The 23,532-nt window shown below is 59.2% G+C and carries 23 protein-coding genes; 9 read left to right on the top strand and 14 right to left on the bottom strand.

The genetic code is table 11. The features are described from left to right. Positions 1-85 precede the first annotated feature (85 nt). Positions 86-613, bottom strand: coding sequence for a hypothetical protein (locus GEI7407_RS11480; protein ID WP_015172343.1), 528 nt, complete (start codon positions 611-613; stop codon positions 86-88). 34 nt (positions 614-647) lie between these two features. Next, the gene (locus tag GEI7407_RS21810; protein ID WP_255347571.1) at positions 648-779 is read right to left on the bottom strand and encodes a hypothetical protein; all 132 of its coding nucleotides are present in this window, start codon (positions 777-779) and stop codon (positions 648-650) included. Here GEI7407_RS21810 and ruvB point away from each other — a divergent pair. Then, on the top strand, positions 778-1,887 hold the full coding sequence (gene ruvB, locus GEI7407_RS11475; RefSeq protein WP_015172342.1) for a Holliday junction branch migration DNA helicase RuvB: 1,110 nt from the start codon (positions 778-780) through the stop codon (positions 1,885-1,887). The genes GEI7407_RS21810 and ruvB overlap by 2 nt on opposite strands. A gap of 59 nt (positions 1,888-1,946) precedes the next feature. Beyond that, positions 1,947-2,795, top strand: a complete 849-nt coding sequence (locus GEI7407_RS11470; protein WP_051030756.1) for a tetratricopeptide repeat protein — start codon at positions 1,947-1,949, stop codon at positions 2,793-2,795. 6 nt (positions 2,796-2,801) lie between these two features. On the opposite strand, the gene GEI7407_RS11465 is transcribed toward GEI7407_RS11470, so the two are convergent. Next, complete coding sequence (locus tag GEI7407_RS11465; protein ID WP_015172340.1) at positions 2,802-3,581, bottom strand: TIGR01548 family HAD-type hydrolase; 780 nt, start codon at positions 3,579-3,581, stop codon at positions 2,802-2,804. A gap of 252 nt (positions 3,582-3,833) precedes the next feature. Here GEI7407_RS11465 and GEI7407_RS11460 point away from each other — a divergent pair, with 252 nt between their 5' ends. Continuing rightward, entirely contained in the window at positions 3,834-4,133 is a 300-nt protein-coding gene (locus tag GEI7407_RS11460; RefSeq protein ID WP_015172339.1) for a 30S ribosomal protein PSRP-3, read from the top strand. A gap of 189 nt (positions 4,134-4,322) precedes the next feature. Here the strand turns inward: GEI7407_RS11460 and atpC are convergent, their stop codons facing one another. From atpC to GEI7407_RS11445, 3 genes are all read right to left on the bottom strand, one after another. Continuing rightward, a complete protein-coding gene (gene atpC, locus GEI7407_RS11455) occupies positions 4,323-4,736 on the bottom strand; it encodes an ATP synthase F1 subunit epsilon (protein WP_015172338.1) in 414 nt (137 codons plus the stop codon). A 90-nt stretch (positions 4,737-4,826) separates the two neighbouring features. After that, positions 4,827-6,284, bottom strand: coding sequence for a F0F1 ATP synthase subunit beta (atpD, locus tag GEI7407_RS11450; RefSeq protein ID WP_015172337.1), 1,458 nt, complete (start codon positions 6,282-6,284; stop codon positions 4,827-4,829). A 254-nt stretch (positions 6,285-6,538) separates the two neighbouring features. After that, positions 6,539-7,900, bottom strand: coding sequence for a lipase (locus GEI7407_RS11445; protein ID WP_015172336.1), 1,362 nt, complete (start codon positions 7,898-7,900; stop codon positions 6,539-6,541). Between the two features lie 412 nt (positions 7,901-8,312). Between GEI7407_RS11445 and GEI7407_RS11440 the strand changes: the two genes are divergently transcribed. Next, the gene (locus GEI7407_RS11440; RefSeq protein ID WP_015172335.1) at positions 8,313-8,825 is read left to right on the top strand and encodes a low molecular weight protein-tyrosine-phosphatase; all 513 of its coding nucleotides are present in this window, start codon (positions 8,313-8,315) and stop codon (positions 8,823-8,825) included. A gap of 65 nt (positions 8,826-8,890) precedes the next feature. Here GEI7407_RS11440 and GEI7407_RS11435 read toward each other — a convergent pair whose 3' ends face one another. From GEI7407_RS11435 to GEI7407_RS11425, 3 genes are all read right to left on the bottom strand, one after another. Continuing rightward, on the bottom strand, positions 8,891-9,547 hold the full coding sequence (locus GEI7407_RS11435) for a response regulator transcription factor (RefSeq protein ID WP_015172334.1): 657 nt from the start codon (positions 9,545-9,547) through the stop codon (positions 8,891-8,893). Positions 9,548-9,747: 200 nt separating this feature from the next. Then, entirely contained in the window at positions 9,748-10,722 is a 975-nt protein-coding gene (locus GEI7407_RS11430; protein ID WP_015172333.1) for a M48 family metallopeptidase, read from the bottom strand. A gap of 109 nt (positions 10,723-10,831) precedes the next feature. Further along, positions 10,832-12,445 (bottom strand): serine/threonine-protein kinase, encoded by a 1,614-nt coding sequence (locus GEI7407_RS11425; protein WP_015172332.1) that lies wholly within the window; start codon positions 12,443-12,445, stop codon positions 10,832-10,834. A 617-nt stretch (positions 12,446-13,062) separates the two neighbouring features. Between GEI7407_RS11425 and pheT the strand changes: the two genes are divergently transcribed. Together pheT and GEI7407_RS11415 are read left to right on the top strand one after the other, a co-directional pair. Continuing rightward, positions 13,063-15,513 (top strand): phenylalanine--tRNA ligase subunit beta, encoded by a 2,451-nt coding sequence (pheT, locus tag GEI7407_RS11420; protein ID WP_015172331.1) that lies wholly within the window; start codon positions 13,063-13,065, stop codon positions 15,511-15,513. A 148-nt stretch (positions 15,514-15,661) separates the two neighbouring features. Then, complete coding sequence (locus tag GEI7407_RS11415) at positions 15,662-16,579, top strand: mechanosensitive ion channel family protein (RefSeq protein WP_015172330.1); 918 nt, start codon at positions 15,662-15,664, stop codon at positions 16,577-16,579. Here GEI7407_RS11415 and GEI7407_RS11410 read toward each other — a convergent pair. Continuing rightward, entirely contained in the window at positions 16,576-17,265 is a 690-nt protein-coding gene (locus tag GEI7407_RS11410; RefSeq protein ID WP_015172329.1) for a Mo-dependent nitrogenase C-terminal domain-containing protein, read from the bottom strand. The two genes, GEI7407_RS11415 and GEI7407_RS11410, sit on opposite strands and share 4 nt — an antisense overlap. Before the next feature lie 129 nt (positions 17,266-17,394). Here GEI7407_RS11410 and GEI7407_RS21380 point away from each other — a divergent pair, with 129 nt between their 5' ends. Next, positions 17,395-17,556 carry a hypothetical protein gene (locus tag GEI7407_RS21380; RefSeq protein ID WP_190274131.1) on the top strand — a complete coding sequence of 54 codons (162 nt, stop codon included), beginning with the start codon at positions 17,395-17,397 and terminating at the stop codon, positions 17,554-17,556. Here the strand turns inward: GEI7407_RS21380 and plsY are convergent. From plsY to GEI7407_RS11390, 4 genes are all read right to left on the bottom strand, one after another. After that, positions 17,553-18,224, bottom strand: coding sequence for a glycerol-3-phosphate 1-O-acyltransferase PlsY (gene plsY / locus GEI7407_RS11405; RefSeq protein ID WP_015172328.1), 672 nt, complete (start codon positions 18,222-18,224; stop codon positions 17,553-17,555). The genes GEI7407_RS21380 and plsY overlap by 4 nt on opposite strands. Positions 18,225-18,336: 112 nt before the next feature. After that, positions 18,337-19,407, bottom strand: a complete 1,071-nt coding sequence (locus GEI7407_RS11400) for a DUF3086 domain-containing protein (RefSeq protein ID WP_015172327.1) — start codon at positions 19,405-19,407, stop codon at positions 18,337-18,339. A 71-nt stretch (positions 19,408-19,478) separates the two neighbouring features. Further along, a complete protein-coding gene (locus GEI7407_RS11395) occupies positions 19,479-19,874 on the bottom strand; it encodes a DUF3119 family protein (RefSeq protein ID WP_015172326.1) in 396 nt (131 codons plus the stop codon). Positions 19,875-20,000: 126 nt separating this feature from the next. Continuing rightward, on the bottom strand, positions 20,001-20,798 hold the full coding sequence (locus GEI7407_RS11390) for an MlaE family lipid ABC transporter permease subunit (RefSeq protein WP_015172325.1): 798 nt from the start codon (positions 20,796-20,798) through the stop codon (positions 20,001-20,003). Between the two features lie 356 nt (positions 20,799-21,154). Between GEI7407_RS11390 and GEI7407_RS11385 the strand changes: the two genes are divergently transcribed. Both GEI7407_RS11385 and GEI7407_RS11380 read left to right on the top strand, forming a co-directional pair. Continuing rightward, positions 21,155-21,457, top strand: a complete 303-nt coding sequence (locus tag GEI7407_RS11385) for a hypothetical protein (protein WP_015172324.1) — start codon at positions 21,155-21,157, stop codon at positions 21,455-21,457. A 100-nt stretch (positions 21,458-21,557) separates the two neighbouring features. After that, positions 21,558-23,528, top strand: a complete 1,971-nt coding sequence (locus GEI7407_RS11380; protein WP_015172323.1) for a pitrilysin family protein — start codon at positions 21,558-21,560, stop codon at positions 23,526-23,528. Positions 23,529-23,532 lie beyond the last annotated feature (4 nt).

Raw genomic sequence — 23,532 nt, 5'->3', positions numbered from 1 at the left:
CTGCTGGTATCGGTTTTGCCGATGGTTCCGTGGTTCGGTGTATCGATTGAATGAATTTTTCGGGTGCTTGTTCCGACAAAGCGCCTCAGGGCTCCAGAACTTTTTGAACGGCTGCCTGAATGGCTTGGCGCTGCTCTGTATCGTAACCCCAGCGCTCTAGAAACTCGACGTACGGCCCAGAATCGCTCTGGATACTCGTTTCTAAGGCTTTTAGCTCCTGTATCAGATTTGGCAGGTTCACCAATCCTATCAAACGGGCTGTGCGCGATCGCACGCGATCGGAGCCCAAGGCCATACTTTCGCGATCGGCGCGGCGGTGAGCGATCGCCATGGCGGTGGACATGGCGAGGTTTTTGGTTAGGAGGGGCGCGACCGTGGTGGGTGCGCTCTGGAGGGCCGCCAGCACGCCGGACGTGGGGCGATCGCCCAGGGGCCGCTCATCGGTCAGGTAGGTCACAAAGAAGCCACGGGCACCGTTTGGGCTCTGGACCAGTGACGCGATGGTCGCCTGGGTCGCCTCGTCGATGTACTGCTCGGCTTCGAGACCCGCCAAAAGCTCCTGAGTCAGGGCGATCGCCCCTTCGAAAGAAATATCTGGAGACGCTATCAGCACCGAATTCACCCTAGAATCACGACGATCATTGAAGTCATTCAATATGATGATACTGGTGTTCCTTCTGGGCTTTTTGCCAGCCGAATGTTTGCATTTTAGGCGCGATCGCCCGCCCTAAACCGCCTGCTGCTGTAACCGTCTGCCGCTGTCTGTCCGGTGTCTTCATGGCCATTATTTCCTCCCAAGGGCCCGCGCCCGAAGCCCAACCCCCGGCCCGTCGTCGCCGAGAGGCTGCGCCTCCTGTCCCTGAGGCCGACCCGTCTTTGCTCCAGCCAGAGTCTGGCCCGGAGGAGATCGGCAAGCAAGAAGAAGGGCTGCGTCCCCAGCACCTAGCAGACTACATCGGCCAAAAGGCCCTCAAAGATGTCCTGCACATTGCCATCCAGGCTGCCCAGTCGCGCCAAGAGCCCCTCGACCACCTGCTGCTCTACGGTCCACCGGGTCTGGGGAAAACGACCCTGGCGCTGATTTTGGCCTCTGAGATGGGCGTGAGCTGCAAGATCACCACCGCGCCTGCCCTAGAGCGGCCCCGCGACATTGTTGGCCTGCTGATCAACCTGCAGCCGGGAGACGTGCTGTTTATCGATGAGATTCACCGACTGCCGCGGGTGACCGAGGAGATTCTCTATCCGGCCATGGAGGACTGCCGGATCGATATCACCATCGGCAAAGGCCAAAGCGCCCGGACCCGCAGCCTGCCGCTGCCGCACTTTACCCTGGTGGGGGCTACCACGCGGGTGGGCGCTTTGACGTCGCCTCTGCGCGATCGCTTTGGCCTGGTGCAGCGGCTGCGCTTCTATGAGCTCGATGAGCTGAGCGCCATTGTGATGCGGACGGCTCAGATTCTGGCGACGCCCATCACGGCTGCGGGCGCCGAAGAAATCGCTCGGCGGGCTCGGGGGACGCCGCGCATTGCCAACCGCTTGCTCAAGCGAGTGCGGGACTATGCCGCCGTCAAGGCCCTCGGCGAAGTCGACGCGGCGATCGCCGCTGAAGCGCTGGAGCTCTTTAACGTTGACCCCTGCGGGCTCGACTGGACCGATCGCCGCCTCCTGAGCGCCATCGTCGAGAACTTTGGGGGCGGGCCGGTGGGCCTGGAAACTCTGGCGGCGGCCACCGGCGAAGACGCCCAGACCATCGAAGAGGTCTATGAGCCCTACCTCCTGCAAATCGGCTACCTTCAGCGGACGCCTCGGGGCCGGACGGCCACCGCTGCGGCCTGGCGACATCTGGGCTACGATCCGCCGAATCATCAGCTTTCGGTTTTTCGGTAAGGAGCGCTGTTAAATTGAAGTTTTCATCCAATCTTTTCGGGTAGATGACTCAAAACGCCATGGTTAGAAGGGTTTATCGCTGGCTCGGCTGGAAAATTGCGATCGCGGCTTTGACCCTTGTCTGTTGTCTAGGCTGGCTGCCCCCGGCAGCGGCGTCGAAAATCTCGGATTTTCCCCGTGCTGAGGCCCTGACCGAAGAGAGTCTGGCGGATCTCGAATCCCTTTATCAAGCGGCCCTCGCCGCCACCCAGAACGGCAACTTTGTCTTGGCGGAGGACATTTGGACCCAGGCGATCGCCCTGTTCCCTGAGAATCCGGCTTCCTGGAGCAACCGGGGCAATGCGCGGATGAGCCAAAATAAGCTGCAAGCCGCCCTAGAAGACTACAACCAGTCGGTGACCCTCGCACCGGACCTGCCCGACCCCTACCTCAACCGGGGAGTGGTGTTTGAGCGCTTGGAGGACTGGGACGCCGCGATCGCCGACTACAACCAGGCCCTGAGCTTTAATCCCCAGGACCCAGTCGCCTACAACAATCGCGGCAACGCCGAAGCGGGTGCCCGCCAGTGGCAAGCGGCGATCGCTGACTACCAGCACGCCGTGGATCTCGCCCCCGCCTACGCGGCGGCCCGCGCCAACTACACCCTCGCCCTCTGGCAGAACGGGGATCTGCCGGCCGCCATCCGGCAAATGCGCAACCTAATTCGCAAGTATCCCCAGTTTGCTGACATGCGGGCGGCGCTCACGGCTGCCCTCTGGCAAACGGGCCAGCGGGGCGAAGCCGAGAGCAACTGGTTTGCGGCCGTCGGCCTCGATCGCCGCTACAAGGACCTCACCTGGGTGCAGCAGATTCGCCGCTGGCCGCCCGTCGCCGTCGAGGCCCTCGACAACTTTTTGGCGATCCGCTGAGGCCCTCTAGGCGCCGATCAGATCCCGAATCACCGCGGGCGTGAGGTTCTCAACCGACCCCAGACACACGTCCGCGCCCGCCTGCCGCAGCGTATCGGCATAGGCTAGGGCCCGCTGCTCGTCCGCCTGGACGTGGGGCGGCAGCACCCCAACGGCCTTCCACGGGCGCTCTGGGGCCTGGGCGCGCGCCTTGGTGATGGTGTACATGTCGGCCACCGTATCGCCGACGTAGAGCACGCTCTGGCCAGTAGTCTCTGGCGTTTCCAGGGCGGCGATCGCGGCAAACAGGCCCGTCGGATCCGGTTTTCCCGGCGCGTCCTCCATCGCCACCAAAACCGGCTGGTTGAGCCCTATCCGCCGCTCCAGCACATAGGTTGCCGAAGCCTTCGTCGCCCCGCTAAAAAATCCCCAGGTGATGCCCGCAGCGCTCAAGCTTTCGAGATAAGCCTTGCTCATGAGCAAAGGCTCCTGGCAGATATAGCCATTCCAGTTCACCGGGTCGGTGCCCCGATAGCGCTCTTGGAAGAAAGCCACCAGCCCTTCGTAGTCCAAATTAAGCTGCGATCGCGTCTGGCCCTGGCCCTCAAAATAGCGATACACCAACTCTTGGGACGCGTGCCAGTCGTTATTCCAGATTCCCTCGCCCTTGAGGGCGTCAATGTCCTCTGGAGAGGGCCGGTAGCCGCCCGCCGTAAAGTGCTCCACCGTATCCGCCAGCGCCCGGCGGTAGGAGCCGCTCACATCTCGAACAACGCCATCAATATCAAAAACAACAATCGCAGACACAGCTTTGTCCCAGTCTGATAACAACTGCAAAACTTTGAGCTATGCTCCCTCAGGGGCCTCACGACGCCTCAAAGGAAGCTTGATTCACTGCTCTAGACCCCATTCATCGAAAAATCAGCGTCCGATTTGGCGCTACTTTTCCGGATGATTTGAGAATAAACCTGCGACCCCTAGAGTAGAGCCAGAGCAGTGCGGTATTATAGATCGCTGTACCGTTTGTAGTTATACCCCGAAGTCATTCTGGAGGTGTCTTTGTCCAGGTTTATTTTGAAAGTTCTCTGGCTCGACGAAAACGTTGCGCTAGCAGTGGATCAGATTGTCGGTAAGGGAACTAGCCCGCTGACTTCCTACTTTTTCTGGCCTCGTAACGATGCCTGGGAACAGCTCAAAACTGAGCTAGAAGCCAAGCATTGGATCACCGACAACGAGCGTGTTGAACTGCTCAACAAGGCAACGGAAGTCATCAACTACTGGCAAGAAGAAGGCCGGAATCGACCGATGGCCGAAGCCCAAGCTCGATTCCCTGAAGTCACCTTCACCGGGAGCGCCTGAGTTTTTGCCCATTACGCCGCTTCGCCCACCAGCATAAACCACCCCCTTAAGGGGGAATCTAAGGCTCACAGGCCCACGCAGGCTTTCTAAAATTCAAAAGGGACAGGCGCGATGGACCTGTCCCTTTTTGCTGACTGCGCAAAGCGCAGCGTCGGTCATGCTTTTCCAAGCGATCGCCCAGAGCTGAGTCTAGACAGACACCATGCCGCCAGCCGCCTGGAAGCGAGCGCGAGCGCGCTTTAGGGCCTGGGTGCTCTGGATCTGCTCTTGGCGCGAAGCGCTCTGGCCTTGGTTGGCCTTGCTGAGGGCTTCGTCGTAGGCTGCCTTAGCAGCGTCGCGATCGATGGACTCGCCGCGCTCTGCGCCATTGACGAGAATGGTAACTTCGTTGCTTTCAACTTCAGCGAAGCCGCCCATCAGGGCGATCGTCGCCCAGTCACGATTGGCCCGGACGCGCATCACGCCGATGTCCAGAGCGGACAACAGAGGCGCGTGACCAGGCAGAATTCCCAATTGACCGGTGGTGCTCGGCAGAATCACTTCTTCTGCTTGGCCATCCCAAACGGTGCGATCGGGCGAAATTACACGAACGGTTAGTGGCATAGTATGTCGACCTCAAAGCGTATGAAGACCAGCAGCAATCAGCCGTCGACCTAGCAGCTAGGGAGGCTGATTGCTGACGATGAAAAGGGCTTACTTGTTTTCGGCCTTGATCTTCTCGGCCTTGGCGATCGCCTCGTTGATGTCGCCAACCAGGTAGAATGCCTGCTCAGGCAGATCGTCTAGTTCGCCCTTGAGGATCATCTGGAAGCCCTTGATGGTGTCCTCCAGCTTCACATACTTACCAGGAGCGCCCGTGAAGACCTCTGCCACAAAGAAGGGCTGAGACAGGAAACGCTCGATCTTCCGAGCCCGAGCCACCGTCACACGGTCATCTTCAGAAAGCTCGTCAAGACCCAGAATCGCGATGATGTCCTGCAGCTCTTTGTAGCGCTGGAGGGTCGCCTGCACTGCCCGGGCGGTGCCGTAGTGCTCATCACCCACGATCGCGGGTTGCAGCATCGTCGAGGTGGAATCCAGGGGATCCACAGCGGGGTAAATACCCTTGGCGGCCAGGTTCCGGGACAGCACCGTCGTACCGTCAAGGTGCGCAAAGGTGGTTGCAGGAGCGGGGTCGGTCAAGTCATCCGCCGGCACGTACACCGCCTGAATGGAGGTGATGGAGCCTTCGGTGGTGGAGGTGATCCGCTCTTGCAGGTCGCCCACGTCGGTACCGAGGGTCGGCTGGTAGCCCACAGCAGAGGGCATCCGGCCCAGCAGTGCAGACACCTCAGAACCCGCTTGAACGAAGCGGAAGATGTTGTCGATGAACAGCAGCACGTCCTGCTTGTTCACATCCCGGAAGTATTCAGCCATCGTCAGAGCCGACAGGCCGACGCGCATCCGAGCTCCGGGGGGCTCGTTCATCTGACCGTAGACCAAGGCAATCTTGGACTTGCTGAGGTCGTTCTTGTCGATTACGCCGGACTCGATCATCTCGTTGTAAAGGTCGTTCCCTTCACGAGTCCGCTCACCCACGCCGCCGAACACGGATACACCACCGTGATTGGTCGCGATGTTGTTGATGAGTTCCATCATGATGACGGTCTTGCCGACACCTGCACCGCCGAACAGACCAATTTTGCCACCACGACGATAGGGGGTCAGCAGGTCGATCACCTTGATCCCCGTCTCAAACACGGAAGGCTTGGTTTCAAGTTCCGTGAGCTTGGGAGCCGGACGGTGGATGGGGAAGGTTTCTTGGGTGTTGACAGGCCCTTGGTTGTCAACGGGCTCGCCCAGAACGTTGAAGATCCGTCCGAGGGTGGCAACGCCAACCGGCACGCTGATGGGAGCACCGGTGTCTACCACCTCCATGCCACGGATCAGGCCGTCCGTGGAGCTCATGGATACGGCGCGGATTTGGTTGTCGCCCAGCAGCTGCTGCACTTCGCAAGTAACGGTGACATCTTCGCCAGCTTCGTTCTTGCCTTGAACGCGGAGAGCGTTGTAGATCTGCGGCATCTTGCCGGTGGGGAATTCAACGTCTACGACAGGGCCAATGACCTGCGTAATGCGACCAACGTTTGTCTTTTCTGTGGTGGTGACCATGCTCGCGCCTACTTATAAAAATTCAGCTTTTTCGAGTACTTGAGGACTAATTTCGCCATCTCTCAGAGTATCACTGAACGGACAAGGTTACAGAATGAAACATATCGATGTCCTGGGATTCTTTCAGGGAGGCGAGAGACGGCGCAGTCCGGGGATTGGGCATGGGGATCACGCCGCGGAAATTCTACAGCAATTTGGGCTGCTGTTGGCTTAAGGCGATCGCGCCGTTTGCCTAAGAAGCTACTTCAGAGACCCTAGGGCTCCAGCGAGGGCCTCGGCTGAATTTGCAAGAAGCTGGTGACCGAGGTGTATAGCTGGTCGGCCAATACGGTATTGGCTTCGTCGGTCAGGTGGATGGTGTCGTGGAAGGCCTGACCGGGAAAGTCTGCATATAGGCCATAGAGGTTGAGCACGCGCACGTTGGGCTTGCCCTGCTGGACTTGCTTGGCCTGCTGCTCAAGGGCGGTGTATCCCTGGGTGATGCGATCGCGATAAGTAGGGCCGAGCTGCTGCAAGATCGCCTGCTCGGGAGCTAGCAGCTTGGATTTGCGCCCAGTAATTTCAGGCTGGAGGGCCAAAATGATGGGGATTTTGGCTGCTGTGGCGTAGTTCGCCATTTGCTGAACGTTTTGGCGATAGCGATCGAAGCGCTTTTTCATCTCCTCGGCGTCGGCTGACACGATCTGCTCTGCGAGGGACTGCTGGTCGCCGGTAACCAAGTTGGTTTGAGCGGCTGACTGCTGGGGTCTCAAGAGCCAGTACTGGGTGCCTTTGATCAGGTAAAGCTGCCGTACCCAGGTACTAATGTCTTGGGTGATGTTCTGGTAGAGGTGGTGGGGCGCGTTCTCCAGCAGGTCGTCGGTGCCGGGAATGTCAGCGCCCATCTGGTCGCTGGGCAAGGTGAGATCGGTGTAGCCATCGACGACGATCAGCATGTCGGGCTTGTAGGCTGCCACTTGCAGCATGAGCTGGGTCAGCTCGTTGCCGGAGGCATAGCCGGGAACAGCGGCATTGATCACGCGATATTTGCCGTCTCGGATGCGCGCAGGACGGGCGAGGACTTTGTCGACTTCTTCTTTGAAATAGGGCAGGACGTCGGGCCGAAACCGCTCGGGGTTGCTCTTTTGCTGGGCGACTCGGTCGTTGAGGAGGGTCTCGAGTTTGCTGGCAAAGGTGGTGCGGTTATTGGAGCTGAGCTGGCCAAAGGCGGTGGAGCCTCCGAGGACAAAGATCCGAAATTCGCCTTTGGGTTTGGCAAGCGGGAGGGGGGCGTCGGCTCGAAACCCTTGTTCGTTGATTTTCCAGAAGCTGGTTTGCTGGTTGCTGGCGAGCTCGTAGCCGAGGAGGGATTTGCGGGTGGCGACGAGGCGACCTCGACTGGGGAAGCCGTCGTAGGGCTGGCGATCGGCGCCAAAAAACTTGAGACGGTAGGCCGTGACGATTTGCGCTTCCCCTTCGTAGGCGGCGATGTCGGCTTGTTGGTTGGTCACGATGGCGATCGCTCGCATCGCCACTTCCAGCACGATGAGCGCCAGGGGAATAGCCAGAAGCGCAATCATGGGACTCGAAACGCGACGCTGTTTCTGGCGATAGAACCGACGGCTGGACTTAAACATTCAAACGTGTCCTCGAACAGTTTTAGGAATAGGGCCGGGCAGCTCCCGCAGGGTGGCGACGGCGGTTGAGAGAAAGGTCGCTCGGTCGGGATTTCGCGCGATCGCACCGTGTAGGTCTTCGGGGCCTACACCGCGACTGAATGGAAATTCCAGGGGCTCAAACCGCTTTCCCAGAAACGGCTGGGGGCTACGGGGGTTTGAGCGAGTCTGGATCTGCCAACGGAAGTCAGACGACAGCCATTGTAGGCTGCCATGGGAATCCGATAAAGTTTGCACGCAGAATCTTGGCTGACCCGGAAACTGCGATCGCCTCTTTGCGGGGCCTCGCGTGATTCTTGAGGTCCTCCCCTAAAATTGCTGAAGTGGGTGGCGGGCGATCGCCCTTTGCCTGGTTGTTTCAGTCCTGGTTGCTATGTCTTCCCCAAACGCTACTCCTCCGATCAAGCTGCTGTTTGTCTGTCTTGGCAATATCTGCCGATCGCCCGCCGCCGAAAATTTAATGAATCACCTGATCGAAGCCCAGGGCCTGAGCGATCGCATCACCTGTGATTCGGCTGGCACATCGGGCTACCACATCGGCGACCCCCCCGATCGCCGCATGACCCTGGCAGCTCGCCAGCGCGGAATTCCTATGCAGGGAGCGGCCCGTCAGTTTCAGCGCTCCGACTTCGAGCACTTCGACTGGATCTTGGCCATGGACGAAGACAACTACGACGATATCCTGCGCCTCGATCCTCAAGGTCAATACCGGCACAAAGTGCGCTTGATGTGTGATTTTTGTACCCATTCCAAGGCTCGGTCCGTCCCTGATCCTTACTATGGCGGTCCCGAAGGCTTCAACAAAGTTCTGGATCTGCTCGCGGATGCCTGCGAAGGCCTGTTGACCCATCTGCAAACTTCCCCCGAGCCTCTTCCCCGAGCTTGAGCCAGACGGAGCGCAGCAGAGCAATCTAGCGATCGCCCGTCTGTACCCATTGGCACAAACGGGCGCTACTGCACCAAGTGATGCTGGAGCGCGAAGCGGACAAGCTCCGCTCGGTTATTGGTCGATGTCTTGCGCAAAAGGCTGCTGACGTATTTCTCCACCGTGCGGGGGCTCAGGTGCAGACTGTCGCCGATCTGAATATTGGAGAGGCCGTCCGTCAGTAAGCGCAAAACCTCTTGCTCGCGGACGGTTAGGCTGACGGGTGAAAGATCAGACTCTTCTAGGGTGTCGATCGCCCTATTTTCCTGGTAGGGCGGCTGTGCGTGGAGGCGCCACTCGGACTGAATCAGCTGCGATCGCTCCAAAAGATTGCGCACCACCGCCCCCAACTCCTGCAAGTCAAAAGGCTTTGGCAAATAGGCATCACAGCCCAGTTGATAGCCCAAAATTCGCTCTTCCGTTGTCGATCGCGCCGTCAAAAAAATTACCGGCAGCAGGCGAAACGGCGGCTGTTGGCGCACCCGTCGTACAAACTCGTAGCCATCCATTTGTGGCATAACCACATCCGTCACGATCAGATGAGGTTGGTAACTGGAGACCAGTTCCAGGGCTTCTTTGCCATTTTCGGCAGCAACAACTGAGTATCCAGATAACTCTAAATAGTGCTCAATCGACAGGCGAGTCCCTGGATCGTCCTCAGCGACTAAAATTAGCAAGGGCATGAGGCACGGGTCGCTTGAGTGAAGGGTTGGATCAGTTAGGGTAACATTGGTTACCCCAAACTTACAGCCGTAAAAGATAACCAAGTTGGCGTTCAGGCGCTACTGAGCTGCAAGAATGCAGCGATCGCAGAACTCTATGAGCGAATCACTTTTGGGATGCAGCCGGTCCTTCAGCGTCTCGAGGCAGTGGGCACCCCCTCTTAGGACTGAGACCGAATGCGATTGATTTCCTGCTGAAGCTCCTCAATTTGCCGCTGCAAAGCCTCAACCTCAGAGCGATTTGAAGTTGGAGGAGCAGGTGACACATCAACCGCGTTTGGCGTGGGCGATCGCCGGTAATGACCCGCCCGAATTTGCCGATACTCCGCAGAATTGGCCCATTCCTGTAGATAGTGTACCCGCTCTACCGGAAAGGGGTGACTCAAAAAGGCACCCTGCATGCCTCCGTTGTAGAGCAAGAACTTGTACACCTGATTGAGGCCGTCTGCATCGAGCTCTCGATAGCGCCCTGACTGAGCAATAAACTCCTCCAGGCTGCACTCATGACTGTAGCGCTGACTGCCGCCTGCCAGCCGCATCATCGAGTGCGTCACCGTCTGAAAGTCATCCGTCACCAGCAGCGCCGCCCGATCTGCCGATAGCTCTGCCTTGCGCCGCCACTCATAAAACGCGTACAGCAGACTGCTGCCCACCAGATTCCCGAGGCCCATCGTCAGATCGCCCAGCGTCTCGATCGCGCTCATCACCCACATCGCCATCTGGATCAGCGTTGTGTGTCCACACTTGATGTGGCCTAGCTCATGGGCAATCACCGATCGCAGCTCTGCCTCATCCATCAGATCTAGCAAGCCCGAGTTCACCACCACACAGGCGCGCTCTTCTCCCAGGGCGTAGCTATTGACCACCGGGTTTTGGCAAACAAACAGCGTCGGCTCGGGCGAGAGATCCAGGCTTTGGACGCACTCCCGCAAGATGTGATACAGCGTTGCGTACTGGCGGGGGCCTACCTGGATATGATTGCCCATCAAATACACCGTCTGGGGGCGCTCATACATAAACTCCACAAACTTGCGCGCCACCAAGTCAAACCCGGGCACGCTCCGGAGAGCCTGCTCGGCCTCTCGGTCAAGAGGATGGCGAAACGCGTCACTCGAAATTCCTGGATATGCAGGCATCGGCATCACCCAATAGAACTGGTCGTTGGCCCTTCAAAGCCCTTCCTTCCGGGTGTACTGCAATCTTGCTGGTTTTGACAACTGCCCGGAGCAGAACCGCCGCGATCGCCTACCAAATCTCCCGCTTACCGCTGGGGCGCACCGTCCTCCAGTTCGTCTTGGCGAGGGCGAGCTGCTCGTCAGTAATCTTCGCCCCCGTGAGGTTGGCGCCGCACAGGTTCGCGCCCCGCAGATTGGCATTGCTCAAGTGGGCATAGCTCAGATCGGCCCCCCGCAGGTCGGCCCCTTGCAGATCGGCGTGACTCAGGTAGGCTCGGCCCAAATTGGCATCCCGCAAAATGGCTTGGCTCAGGCTGGCCCGCCCAAAATCTACATTAGTCAGCGTTGCGCCCCAAAAATTGACCTTATTGAGCTTGGAGTCATGAAAACTGGCGTCTGAGAGGTTGACCTGCTGCAAATTGGCCGCGCTCAGATCGTGGGACGCAAAGTCGCGCCGTCCCTTACCGTAATAGGTCTGAAGGTCCGTGGCGCTCAGGCGAGGCATGGGTTTTGCCTTTTCGCCCGTGGGTCGCTTGGGCGGCTGCACGGTGGTGATGCCACCCGAGGCGAGGCGACCTCCGCTCGTGCGCGACTGGAAGCGCGTGGTCTCAGTGGATCGAGAAAATCGTCGGGCCCGAATCGCCATCGCCATCCGAGCAGAGGGAGAGGAGGGCATGCCGTTCCCGCTGAGGTCGCTGGAGTCGAGGCGATCGTCGTCGTTTTGGCCGCGATTGGTTGGGCTGCCGCCCTGCTGAGAGACGAGGCCCTTGGCGAGGCTCTCGAGGTAGGGCTCAAGATCGAGGGCCCGCAGGACGTCGTTGGCGCTCTGGTAGCGATGGCGCACCGAGACCTCCAGCATTTTGGTCAGCACGTCGGCAAAGTGCTCGCTGACATGCACATGCTGCTGCCACATCATTTCCCCGGTGGAGGGGTTGTAGTGCAGATCTTTGGGGGACTTGGCGGTCAGCAAATAAATACAGGTCACCCCGAGGGCGTAGACGTCGCTGGCGTAGACCGGACGCATGGCCATCTGCTCGGGCGGCGCGTAGCCCGGTGTCCCAATGGCATAGGACGTGAGAGCGGTTTGCTCAGAGGCGTTCGCGGCGGCCGGATTGACCTGGTCTTTGACGGCCCCAAAGTCGATCAGAACGAGCTTTTTGTCCTGGGTGCGCCGGATCAAGTTGGCGGGCTTGATGTCGCGGTGGATGACCTGCTGGCTGTGGATGAAGTGGAGAACCGGCAGGATTTCGCTGAGAAATTGCTTGACCCCGGCTTCGCTGAAAGGGCCTGAGCGCTTGACCTCTTGCTGGAGGGTGGCGCCGCTGATGTACTCCTGTACCAGGTAAAATTCGGTACCGGCCTCGAAGTAGTCGAGGAGGCGAGGAATCTGGGGATGGCTGCCGATCTTGCCGAGGGTTTTGGCCTCGCGCCGAAACAGATCCCGGGCCATGTCGAGGACATGGGGGGCTGTAGAGGAGGGACGAAGCTGCTTGATGACGCAGTAGGGATTCCCGGGGAGCGAGAGATCGTTGGCGAGGAAGGTAGCGCCAAATCCCCCTTGCCCTAGCCCTTGAATGACTTGGTAGCGATCGCGCAGCAAGAGCTTGGAACCGCAAGCCTGACACACTTCGGTGTTGACAAGGTTATCAGGGTTAGGACAAGCAGGATTTACACAGTAGCTCATTCAGCGTCACTCGCTTTTATAGTCTGTCGCTAGGATGTTGCACCCTTGCTTCTATTATTGGTTGCGCAGTCAGAAGAACTAATCCTCGATTCTTCGGAATTCGTTGAAGAGTTGCTAAAGTTCAGCCGAATCGCCTTGAAGGTTCAGTAAATATCAGGATAATTGCGGAATTCTTATCCATACAGGATACAGTGACCTTTTTATGGTTCCCAGTGGAGGCCTGGGGAGAGACACACAATTTGATAAACCCCTGTAAAAATTTTTGCGCTGGGCGTTGTCTAGGGGGTGGCGATCGCCAAGGGGTCTCTTTGGGCTTGGGTGCACTTTAGCAGAGCGCAAGTCTAGCAGTGACGGTCAGGAAAAGCGGGGCTAGCACACGAGGGCCAAAGCGTAAGGTCGGTTCACCCGGTGGTGAGGCTCATTAGGCTTTAAGCGCATTATAAAGGACCCTTTCCAAGGCTTTTGGACGCTGAGTGCCCAAATCCAGAAAAAATTGAGGATACGGTTTGCATCGAGGCAGAACTGAGCTGAAATCGGCTGGGTTTCTGGGTTCGGGGAGAGCGCTACAATGATTGGGCTGTTTCGTTTACCCAGCGCACTCACAAGGCAAGCTGTCCATGCGTATTTCCCTAAACTGGCTACAAGAACTCGTAGACATCTCTCTCTCCCCGGAGGCGTTGGCCGAAACGCTGACGATGGCGGGCTTTGAGGTGGAGGATATTGAAGACCGGCGCACCTGGGCTGATGGCGTTGTGGTTGGTAAGGTGCTGAGCCGAGAGCAGCACCCCAACGCGGACAAGCTCAGCGTTTGCCAGGTCGATGTCGGGGCGGAGAGCGGCCCGCTAAATATTGTGTGCGGGGCTGCCAATGTCCGAGCGGACATCTATGTAGCGGTGGCGACGGTGGGCACCTATCTGCCGGCGATCGACCTGAAGCTGCGGCCGACCAAGCTGCGGGGAGTGCGCTCAGAGGGAATGATTTGTTCGCTGTCTGAGGTGGGTCTAGAAAAAGACTCGGAGGGCATTCACATCTTTGGTGAGGCGGGACTGCAGCCGGGAGCCGATGTGCGGCCGCTGCTGGGCCTCGAGGATGTGGTGCTGGACTTGACGTCGACGGCCAACCGAGCGGACGCCTTGAGCATGGTCGGGGTGGCTCGAGAGGTGGCTGCGCTGACGGGAGCGACGCTGCGGCTGCCGGGGGCAGACTTGGAGGCGATCGCTCAGCCCGAGGACGCGTCGAAATTGGCGGTGCAGGTCCAGGAGCCGAAGGCCTGTCCGGCCTACATCGGCACGATGATTGAAAATGTCAACATTCAGCCGTCCCCTGAGTGGCTCAAGCGGCGCCTTCAGGCGGCGGGGGTGCGCCCTATTAATAATGTGGTGGATGTCACCAACTATGTGCTACTGGAGTGGGGGCAGCCGCTGCACGCCTTCGATCGCGATCGCCTCCAGCAGGTAGCCGGAGCCGGTGCTTTGACCCTGGGCGTCCGGTTTGGCCGTTCCGATGAAAGCCTCACGACCCTGGACAGCCAAAAGCGCAAGCTGCAAAACCAGTCTCTGGTCATCACGGCAAACGATCGCCCTGTTGCGCTGGCGGGGGTGATGGGCGGCGAAGACACCGAGGTGCACGGGGGCACGACCAACCTCGTCCTTGAGGCGGCCTTGTTTGACTCTGTGGCGATCCGGCGATCGGCTCGGAGCCAGGGTCTGCGCACTGAGGCTTCGACCCGCTACGAGCGAGGCGTCAACCAGGCAGAACTGGAGGTGGCGGCTCGTCGCGCCTTGGCCCTCCTGCTGGATCTGGCGGGCGGGACCGTGGTTGCCCAGGCGATCGCCGATAGTCGTCCCAGCCAGGCCACCTGGACCCGCTCCATCGAGCTGCGCCTAGAGCGCGTCAACCAGGTGCTGGGTCTTGTGGAGGTGGAGGACGCCGACCCGCGCGAGCTGCAGCCCCAGGAAGTCGAGCGCAGCCTGACCGCCCTGGGCTGCCAAGTCCAGCCGACGGATCGCAAGGACGTGTGGAGCGTGACGGTGCCTCCCTACCGGTACCGCGATCTCGAGCGAGAAATCGACCTGATCGAAGAAGTGGCGCGCCTCTACGGCTATGACAAGTTTTGCGAGACCCTGCCGGACAAGAGCGAAGCGGGCTATCTGTCCCTCGAGCAGGAACTGACGCGATCGCTGCGCGCGGCGTTTCGCGGGGTTGGCCTGACGGAGCTGATGCACTACTCCCTGGTTAAACCGGTTCACGAATCCCAAGTTACCCTTGCCAATCCCCTCTTCGCCGAATACTCAGCCCTGCGGACAGAGCTGATCGAGGGCCTGGTTGACGCCTTCCAGTACAACTTGGAGCAGGGCAACGGGCCGCTCAACGCCTTTGAGATTGGCCGTGTGTTCTGGCAGGACGACCTGGGATTCCATGAAATGGATGCTCTGGCGGGGGTGATGGGCGGTGATGCCTCGGTGGGCCGATGGCGGCGCTCTGGTCGCGAACAGCCCATGAACTGGTACGAGGCCAAGGGCCTGCTGGAGAGCGCCTTCCAGCGCCTGGGCATCAAGGTGGAATATCAGCCCGATCGCCGGGATAGTCGCCTGCACCCGGGCCGAACCGCCTCCCTCTGGATTCGCGGAGAGCGCCTGGGCACCTTTGGCCAGCTGCATCCCCAGCTGCGGCGCGATCGCGATTTGCCGGACGACGTCTATATTTTCACCCTGTCTCTGGACTTGCTCTTGGGTGAGCTGAGCCGCGATGAGGCGCTAACGCCCTTGTTTAAGCCCTTTTCGTCCTATCCTGCGACGGATCGCGACATTGCTTTCTTCGCGCCGCTGGCGGTGTCCGTAGTGGACCTGGAAAAGGCGATCGCCCGCGCCGGGGGAGACCTGCTGGAGTCTGCTGAGCTGTTTGACGAGTACCAGGGAGAAGGCGTCCCCGCAGGGCAGCGGAGCCTGGCATTCCGGCTGGTGTACCGGGCGAGCGATCGCACCCTGACCGAGGCCGACGTGGAGCCAGTGCACCAGCGCGTCCGGGAGCTGCTGAGCGAAAAGTTCAGCGTGAGCCTGCGCAGCTAGATCCGAGAGAGTCCCTTACTCTAGAAGGGGTTCGGAGAAAATTAACGGTGAAGTCAGGGTTAGAGAGCCTCGTTTGACGCTCCAAGCCTGACTTCACCGAAGAGCGCTCCGTCAACGCTCTTTTTATGCAGATTTTGAGGGCTCCAGCATGAATCCGTCTAACCCGCTGATTCAAGAGATTCAAGCCAGCTTGCTAGGCTTGGTCGGTGAAGGAATCCGCTTGCTGCCGTCTATTCTGATGGCCTTGACAATCTTGGCAATCACCAGCTACGCCGCCAAAGCGGTGCGCCAAGTTGTGGCAGTGGCCGCCGATCGCGCCCTGCAAAACCGATCGCTGCGATCGCTTGCGGTCCAGATTAGCTATGTTTCTGCCTGGGTGGTTGGGATCGTGACGTCCTGCGTGGTGGCCTTCCCGGGGTTGGGTTTGGGGGACATCATTGGCCTGTTGGGACTGGGTTCTGTCGCGATCGGTTTTGCGTTCCAGGACATCTTCAAAAACTTTCTGGCCGGGATTCTTTTGCTGCTGCAGCAGCCCTTCCGGATCGGCGACCAGATTGTGATCAACAGCTACGAAGGTACGGTCGAAGAAATCAAGATTCGGGCGACGCGCATTCGCACCTACGACGGCGAAATCGTGGTCATGCCCAATTCGCTGCTGTTTACAAATCCGGTGCAGGTGCGCACCGCGCTGCCGCACCGGCGAACCGACCTGGCCATTTCGGTGGACTACAACACGCCCCTGCCGACGGCCATTGAGACCCTGCTCTCAGCGCTCAAAAACGTCAAGGACGTCCTGGAAGAGCCAGCCCCTGAAATTGATGTGGTGTCCTTTGGCGATAGCGCCGTTGACCTGATGGCGCGTTTTTGGACCACGCCGCAGCAGGTGGTGGTGCGGCGAACCAGTACCCAGGTCATGATCGCGCTCAAACAGGCGTGCGATCGCGCCAATATCGTGATCCCGTACCCCATCCGCACGGTGTACCACTTCGATCAAACAAAATACGAAGACTTTATGCCTCGCGAGCGGTCTCAGATCGCCGCCGAACCCCCTTTGAAGGGGCGTTAGCAGTAGGGCGTAATGTCCTCGCCGCAGTCATCAGCGAGATAGGACAGCGCCCGAAAACGCAGACCCACTAGCTGCTCATAGAGCGGGTTGAGCTTGCACAGGGGCGGGATGTGCACGATCTTGCGGCCAAAGAGGGCGATATCCCGCTCGAAAGGGCACTGGGGCGGGATCATTTTGCACAGAAACCGGGCAACTCGCGGATCGTGCACTTCGAGGCCGTCCATCCACTCCTGGATGGGCTGGAGCGGATTGGGAACTCCGGCCTTGGGGCTGCTGATGCTAGGGGCGATCGCCCGGGGTGCTGCCTGGCTGCTCGGGTCGTAAAGCGTCGATCGCAGGCTCTGCAAGGCAAGAGTCTGGACATCGAGGGCGGTGCAGTAGTCCTGAAGCAGCTTATCTTCGGGGAGCGTGTACACGCCATCTGCCAAAGCGACCATGATGGCGGTGCGCACAAAGTTCTCGGCAGTGAGGTGATCATGTCCCAACTCGGCGGCTAGGTCCTGAGCCCCGATGGGCTCGAAAGTTTCGATGCTAACTTTGGGAGCTAGCTCATCTTGGGTAATGGCGGCGATCAGATCTCGCTCATGGGAGTCAAAATCGCCATCGGACCAGGCGATCGTGAGCAGCCCGCGCAGCCAAGCGGCGATCTGCGCATCCGTGTAGGGAGAGTGAACAACGCTTGTCATAAAACCGTCGTGAGATGATTCGCTGTGAGGAAATACAGTTGAATCCTGACTATTCCCAGAAATACAGCGGTTTTGATGACTTGCCTTGGATCGTCAGAATCTCTTCACAGACCTCTAGAGCATTGACTCATGGGTCGAAAACTTCAGGGTACCGGGGTGCGAGAAGGAGCGGTTTGGTGCCGGAGGGACCGGCCCCGCCTGGACGGCAGCCACCAAAAGCGCTGTTTCAACTGTCGCACTCACTCTAGCAAGAAATTGTTGGGGCGATCGCCCGCCCTGGAGCGGACCTAAGTCGGGCCTTGGGAGGATTTTTGGCCGATGCGGGGTTCGGTGCCTGCCACTAGGCGCTGGATGTTGGTCCGGTGACGCACGATCACGTAGACCCCGCCCGCGATCGCAAATAGCAGATAGGGCACAGGCTGCCGAAACGCAATCATAAACACGGTTACGGCGATCGCCCCCACAATGGAGCTGAGGGAAACAATCTGGGAGAGGGACAAAACCGCCGCGAAAACGCCCAGCGTGCCCAGGGCAACCGGCCAATGCAGCGCCAGCAAAACCCCCAGGCTGGACGCCACGGATTTGCCGCCGGTGAAGCCGATCCATGGGGACTTGCTGTGGCCGATCAGGGCTGCCAGTCCGGCCAGGGCGCGCAGCCAGTCGCTCCACAAGGCAAAGTCAACCACGCCCGCTGGCAAAAAGCGCTCCGAAGCCCACACCAGGCCAGGGCCGATCAGCAGCACGGCCAGCAGACCCTTCAGCATGTCGATCAGCAAAACGGCGATCGCTGGACCCTTGCCGAGGGTCCGCAGCACGTTGGTTGCTCCGGTCGATCCCGAGCCATGCTGGCGAATATCAATGCCCTTTAGCGCGTACCCCAGCCAATAACCCGTCGCGATCGAACCCAGCAGGTACGCCCCCAGCAGCAGCGCTGCGCTCCACACCAGCCAAAGCACCATATTCAGCCTTTTCCTATCAAGTCATGCCGCGGCCTGCGATCGCGCCGCTTCTTCACTCCCAATTATCCGGCACAGAGCCCTCGCCGAGGCGATCCCTTCTAGAGAACAGGATCTAGATAAAGGGAGTCGAGTAGGTCGGATCGGGGGCAAAGGCTAGCCACAGCGGGAACTGGAGCAAAGACAAGCTGACTTGATTCTCGGTGTCGTCGATGATGATCAGGGGCAGGTCGCCCTCTTGCTCAAGGCGATCGGCCTTGAGGGCCAGGGGCTCCGCTGCCTCAAACAGCACAATGCCCTGATCCGGGCCAAAGTCTGCCCGCGTGATGCCCAGACAGTCCTGGAGACCGCGCCGCCATTCGCCGAGGCGCTCGGGGCTGTTGGCCAACACCAGGGGCCAGAGGCGATCGCCGTACATGCGCCGCAAAATCGCGATCGCGGCTGAGGCCACCAAAATATTTTGCAGACGGCTGCCCATGCTCTTGAGGGCACCTTTCCCCCCTTGGTCAAAAAACCACTTGGACACCCGCTCCGCATGGATCGGCTCAAACGTCCGCCGCAGCTGCCACGGCGGCCCATAATAGTCCGGGCGATCGCGAAACTGATCCAGCATCCGCCGAATCAAGCGCGTCTGCTCCTCGAAGCTCTGCTCACCAAAATCGGGCTTGGCGAGCTCCGCTGGCTCCGCATCTCGGACCGGCTTCATCTCCGGCTCCGGCGCTTCGCGCACCAGCTGCAGCTGCTCCGCTGCCGCCGCCAGATCCTGCAAGCTGCCCACCAAATAATCCTTGAAGCCCTGGATTCGAATCGCCAGGTCCTGCGAGGTGCCCGCAAATGTCGTCCGCATCTCTGTGCGAATGCGCTCTTGGCGCCGCTCCAGCTGCTCCACCGCAATCTGCAGCGCCTGTTTGCGCTGCTCCAGATCGGCCAGCCCTTCCTGCACCACCTGCCCCATCATCATCTGGGCCTGCACCATCTGCTCTCTGAGCGTCCGGTCGTAGGTCGCCTGCAGATCAGCCACCTCTTTGCGCAGGCGCTCTTCCTGGCGCCGCAGATCCGCGATCCGGCGCTCTAGCTCCCGGACTTCTCCGTGGGCGAGCTCCTGTCCCGGAGTCCCCTCGGGCTGGTCAGCGCCAGAGGGGATCGATTGGCCAGAGTCAGAGGGGGGAAATGCGTCAGAATTCATGGGATATCGTCGTCAGGATCGTCGGCACACAGCGAACACGTGAGGATCATTCAAGCACAGATCCCCAGACATCAGCTGCCAGAGTTGCGAGGACAGTGGGTCTCAAGGCAGCTTCTGAGGGCCTTAGGATCGAAAATGATCGGCAAAAAGTGAATACTTTTCACTTCTTTGAAGTAGAACAAAATCGGCACCTTGCTCCAAAAAATTTCCCAGTTTTGCCACTCAGCGTAGGGAAACCGCCGAATCAGCGTTTCGGACCGGTAAATGTCTAGGGCCGTCTCTGTAAACAGAAGACGCAGCGTCACCGTTTGCAGCAGCAGAAAAAGGCCAAACAGCGTCACCGGAACGCCAGCAAAGGGCTGGGCGATCGCCAAAGGAAGCGCCGCCCCAATCAGCGTGAGGGGAATGCGATAGCTTGGCGCGAGCTCTGTGACCTTTTCGGAAGAAACAGGGTTAGTAACCGTCACAATTCAAAAAATCCTTACTCAAAGAATGTAAATATCTGTCTCATCTATTCTAAGAACTTCTGTCTGGGGAGTTTGGGCGATCGCCGGCCGAGGGTTTCGGGGTTGCTGGAGTCTCGGCAAACGGGCCTAGAGGTTGTTGAGGACGGCGTTTCCGAGCCCCCGAAACATCGCCCAGGACAAGAAAAAGTTAGAGATAAAAATTGCCAGCAGCGCCGTCACAACAGCTGTTGTGGTGGACTGGCCCACGCCCTTGGCCCCGCCGGTGGTGGTCAGGCCCCAGCTGGTGCCGATCACGGCGATCAGTGCACCAAACACCAAAGCCTTTAGCATGGCGCTGACGAGGTCCCAGACCGCCAAAAAGTTGCGCGCAGAGTCCAAAAAGACGCGGCTGGGAATGTCATAGATGGTCGTGACGACGATCATGCCCCCGGCCATCCCCGTGATGAAGCACAGGATCGTCAGCAAGGGCAGCATGAGGGAGCAGGCAATCACCCGCGGAATCACCAAATAATCTACGGGGTCGGTGCGCAGCATCTGGAGCGCGTCGATCTGCTCGGTGACGCACATGGTGCCGATCTCGGCGGCGAAAGCCGAGCCCACCCGTCCCGCGATCACGACGGCGGTCAAAACGGGTGCAAGCTCGCGCAGCAGCGCCACCGCCAACACCCCGCCTACGGCAGAAGTCGCCCCAAAGTTGATAAATTCTCGGGCAACCTGAATCGTAAAAACCGCGCCCACAAAGGTGGCAGTGACCAGCGCAATCAGCAACGAATCGGGGCCTACCAGCACCATCTGCTCAAGGGTGTTGCGTCGGTGGATGCGCCCTTGAACCAGATGCAAAACAACTTGGCCTGCCAGGAAAATAGCGGCGATCAGCCGCTGGGTCCAGAGTCCGAGGCTTGAGCGAGAACTGGTTTGACTCAAGATGCGTAACCTACCTAATCAGTGAGAATCAGTGAGATGGCGAGGGAATGCTGAGAAGTTTCTAACAAAGTGTTTTGGCCTTTGCTGGCGATCGCTCCAGGGAGGTTTGGCCAGGGCTTCCCCAGAATACTGAGATTTTGCCAGATCTTTTGCTGAGAGGGCAGCTTGAGCGATCGGGCTGGGGCGCTGCAAGTGTTGCGGCAGCAAAGAAATTTTTTCACAAAAATTGAAGAAGGAATCTTAAGGATGATTTAAGAATCTTGAAGGGGGCTGATGAGCAAGGGCGATCGCTCCTATCGTAGAGACAACGCAAGCTCCTGATGCCTGCCTTTGTCCTACCACGGCTCCGTTCTGTTATGAACAATCTGCCCTGTTTTCTGCGATCGCTCCTTCTGACGATGCTGCTAGCGTTTGTCGTTCCCTTGCTGATGCTGGGAGGACTCCTAGCAGGACTCTCGCTGCTGACTGCAGTTCCGGGACTCGGAGGCATTAGCCAGCTGCTTAGTGAGCAGATTTTGAGCTTTTTGGCGGTTTTTGGGAGCGGTCAACCGCTGCACGGAGCGCTGACCATTGGCCTGACCTGCGGCTTGGTGGGAGCCCTTTTCGACTCCTACACGTTCTACCGCCAGCAGTATCTCCCCGGTCATCACCACCAGTAGAGTCGCCCCCTAGACCCCATCTAGAGCGCTGAACGAAGGCCTTCTAGAGGCGGCAAGACAAAAGGATTTAAAGATTTCAACTCCAGGAGGCCAGCCTGCAATGGCTGTGACTCGGGGGCTGAGCTGTGCCCTCATCCGCTTCAGGCACCTCCCTCAGCCCCCAGCATCGCTGACCTCCCAAATCCATACGGTCCCTCACCGGGGCGATCGCCCCTGGACCGGGGTTTTCCCGGGATGCACAACGCTTCCCGCTCAGGACATCGAAGACCCCATTAGCGCTGTTGGCCACCCAAATTGGATCGGGGAACGACTCGGCCAGAGGGGTGCAGACTCCCCAAGGGATAGGGGAAGACGAGACGAAAATTCCAGAAACGGGCTGAAACTCTTTATTCTGGGATCAGTGCTGCTTGTACGGATTTCTATGAGTCAGTCCTGTCATTCTGCGTCACGCCCCTGGGCAAAAGCTGCTCAAGGGGGCCAGTGGCGGTTTTTCTTTCATTTTGGCCAAAAGGCGATCGCGCTGTTTCTGATCGTCGCTCTGAGCTGGGGCGCTGGCCTTGCGCCGGCTTGGGCTCGGGACGCCTCGGCGACCCAGACGCCCCCTTCGACCCAGCCCTACCTCGATCGCGTCATTGATCAGATCACCGAGTTTCGCCTCGACAATGGCCTCCAGTTCATTGTCCTAGAGCGTCACCAAGCACCGGTCGTTTCCTTCTTGACCTATGCCGACGTGGGCGGTGCGAATGAGCCGGACGGCAAAACCGGCGTGGCCCACTTTCTAGAGCACCTGGCTTTCAAGGGGACTCAGCGCATCGGGACGCGCAACTACGAGGCGGAGGCCAAACTCCTCGATCGCCTCGACGAGATTCATCAACAGATCGAAACTGCCGAAGCTGCGGGACAGGCAGAGCGGGTTACCCAGCTCAAGGCGCAGTTTGACGAGCTGAAAAAAGAAGCCAGCAGCTACGTGGTCCAGAACGAGTATGGCCAGATCGTCGAGCAAGCGGGGGGAGTCGGCCTCAACGCAACCACCTCGACCGACGCGACTCGCTATTTCTACAGCTTCCCGTCCAACAAGCTGGAGCTGTGGATGTCTCTGGAGTCGGAGCGCTTCTTGGAGCCGGTGTTCCGCGAGTTCTACGAGGAGCAGGAGGTCATCCTGGAGGAGCGGCGGCTGCGGACCGACAACTCGCCGATCGGCCAGATGATCGAGGCGCTGCTGGACACGGCCTACACAACGCATCCCTATAAGCGGCCGGTGATCGGCTATTCCGAGGACATTCGGAATCTCGAGCGTGAGGATGTGCGAGCCTTTTTTGACACCTACTATGTGCCTAGCAACTTGACGATCGCCGTTGTGGGCGACGTGGATCCCGCGACTGTCAAGCAGCTGGCCGAGACCTATTTTGGGCGCTATCCCAAGCGTCCTGCACCGCCGAAGCTGACAGTAGTAGAGCCGCCTCAGCAAGAGCCGCGGGAGGTGACGCTGGAGCTGGCGTCTCAGCCGTGGTACCTGGAGGCCTATCACCGCCCCGCGATCGATCATCCCGACAACGTGATCTACCAAATGATCGGCAGCATCCTCAGCGATGGCCGGACGTCGCGGCTGTACAAGTCTCTGGTGGAAACTCAGCAGCTGGCGCTGACGGCCCAGGGCTTTAGCGGTTTCCCGGGAGACAAGTATCCGAACTTGATGCTGTTTTATGCGCTGACGGCACCCAATCACACGGTGGATGAGGTGGCATCGGCGCTCCAAAGCGAGATCGAGCGTCTGAAGTCGGAGCCGGTGTCCCAGATGGAGCTGGAGCGGGTCAAAAATCAGGCCCGAGCCGGTTTGCTGCGATCGCTCGACTCGAATATGGGCATGGCGATGTCGCTGGTGGAGTATGAGGTGAAGACCGGCAGCTGGCAGAACCTGTTTAAGGATCTCGACGCGATCGCCGCTGTCACCGCCGAAGACATTCAGCGAGTGGCCCAGGCAACCTTCTCCCCCGAAAACCGCACCATCGGACGCATTCTGCCCACGGCTCCACCAGAAGGGGATTCTGCTCCTTCTGGGGATGCCTCCTAGGCCG

Origin of the sequence: Geitlerinema sp. PCC 7407 (assembly GCF_000317045.1) — a bacterium.
GTDB lineage: Bacteria > Cyanobacteriota > Cyanobacteriia > PCC-7407 > PCC-7407 > PCC-7407.
Note: the sequence above shows the minus strand (reverse complement) of the source record. Positions and strands in the feature narration are given on the sequence as shown.

What these genes read in the sequence shown, in the direction of transcription:
- GEI7407_RS21810 (WP_255347571.1), bottom strand. Translation starts at nt 779, where the DNA reads ATGAAGACACCGGACAGACAGCGGCAGACGGTTACAGCAGCAGGCGGT.
- GEI7407_RS11470 (WP_051030756.1), top strand. Translation starts at nt 1,947, where the DNA reads ATGGTTAGAAGGGTTTATCGCTGGCTCGGCTGGAAAATTGCGATCGCG.
- atpD (WP_015172337.1), bottom strand. Translation starts at nt 6,284, where the DNA reads ATGGTCACCACCACAGAAAAGACAAACGTTGGTCGCATTACGCAGGTC.
- GEI7407_RS11400 (WP_015172327.1), bottom strand. Translation starts at nt 19,407, where the DNA reads ATGAATTCTGACGCATTTCCCCCCTCTGACTCTGGCCAATCGATCCCC.
- GEI7407_RS11445 (WP_015172336.1), bottom strand. Translation starts at nt 7,900, where the DNA reads ATGTTTAAGTCCAGCCGTCGGTTCTATCGCCAGAAACAGCGTCGCGTT.
- GEI7407_RS11385 (WP_015172324.1), top strand. Translation starts at nt 21,155, where the DNA reads ATGAACAATCTGCCCTGTTTTCTGCGATCGCTCCTTCTGACGATGCTG.
- GEI7407_RS11435 (WP_015172334.1), bottom strand. Translation starts at nt 9,547, where the DNA reads ATGCCCTTGCTAATTTTAGTCGCTGAGGACGATCCAGGGACTCGCCTG.
- GEI7407_RS21380 (WP_190274131.1), top strand. Translation starts at nt 17,395, where the DNA reads ATGGGTCGAAAACTTCAGGGTACCGGGGTGCGAGAAGGAGCGGTTTGG.
- ruvB (WP_015172342.1), top strand. Translation starts at nt 778, where the DNA reads ATGGCCATTATTTCCTCCCAAGGGCCCGCGCCCGAAGCCCAACCCCCG.
- GEI7407_RS11425 (WP_015172332.1), bottom strand. Translation starts at nt 12,445, where the DNA reads ATGAGCTACTGTGTAAATCCTGCTTGTCCTAACCCTGATAACCTTGTC.
- GEI7407_RS11415 (WP_015172330.1), top strand. Translation starts at nt 15,662, where the DNA reads ATGAATCCGTCTAACCCGCTGATTCAAGAGATTCAAGCCAGCTTGCTA.
- GEI7407_RS11380 (WP_015172323.1), top strand. Translation starts at nt 21,558, where the DNA reads ATGGCTGTGACTCGGGGGCTGAGCTGTGCCCTCATCCGCTTCAGGCAC.
- atpC (WP_015172338.1), bottom strand. Translation starts at nt 4,736, where the DNA reads ATGCCACTAACCGTTCGTGTAATTTCGCCCGATCGCACCGTTTGGGAT.
- GEI7407_RS11440 (WP_015172335.1), top strand. Translation starts at nt 8,313, where the DNA reads ATGTCTTCCCCAAACGCTACTCCTCCGATCAAGCTGCTGTTTGTCTGT.
- plsY (WP_015172328.1), bottom strand. Translation starts at nt 18,224, where the DNA reads ATGGTGCTTTGGCTGGTGTGGAGCGCAGCGCTGCTGCTGGGGGCGTAC.
- GEI7407_RS11410 (WP_015172329.1), bottom strand. Translation starts at nt 17,265, where the DNA reads ATGACAAGCGTTGTTCACTCTCCCTACACGGATGCGCAGATCGCCGCT.
- pheT (WP_015172331.1), top strand. Translation starts at nt 13,063, where the DNA reads ATGCGTATTTCCCTAAACTGGCTACAAGAACTCGTAGACATCTCTCTC.
- GEI7407_RS11430 (WP_015172333.1), bottom strand. Translation starts at nt 10,722, where the DNA reads ATGCCTGCATATCCAGGAATTTCGAGTGACGCGTTTCGCCATCCTCTT.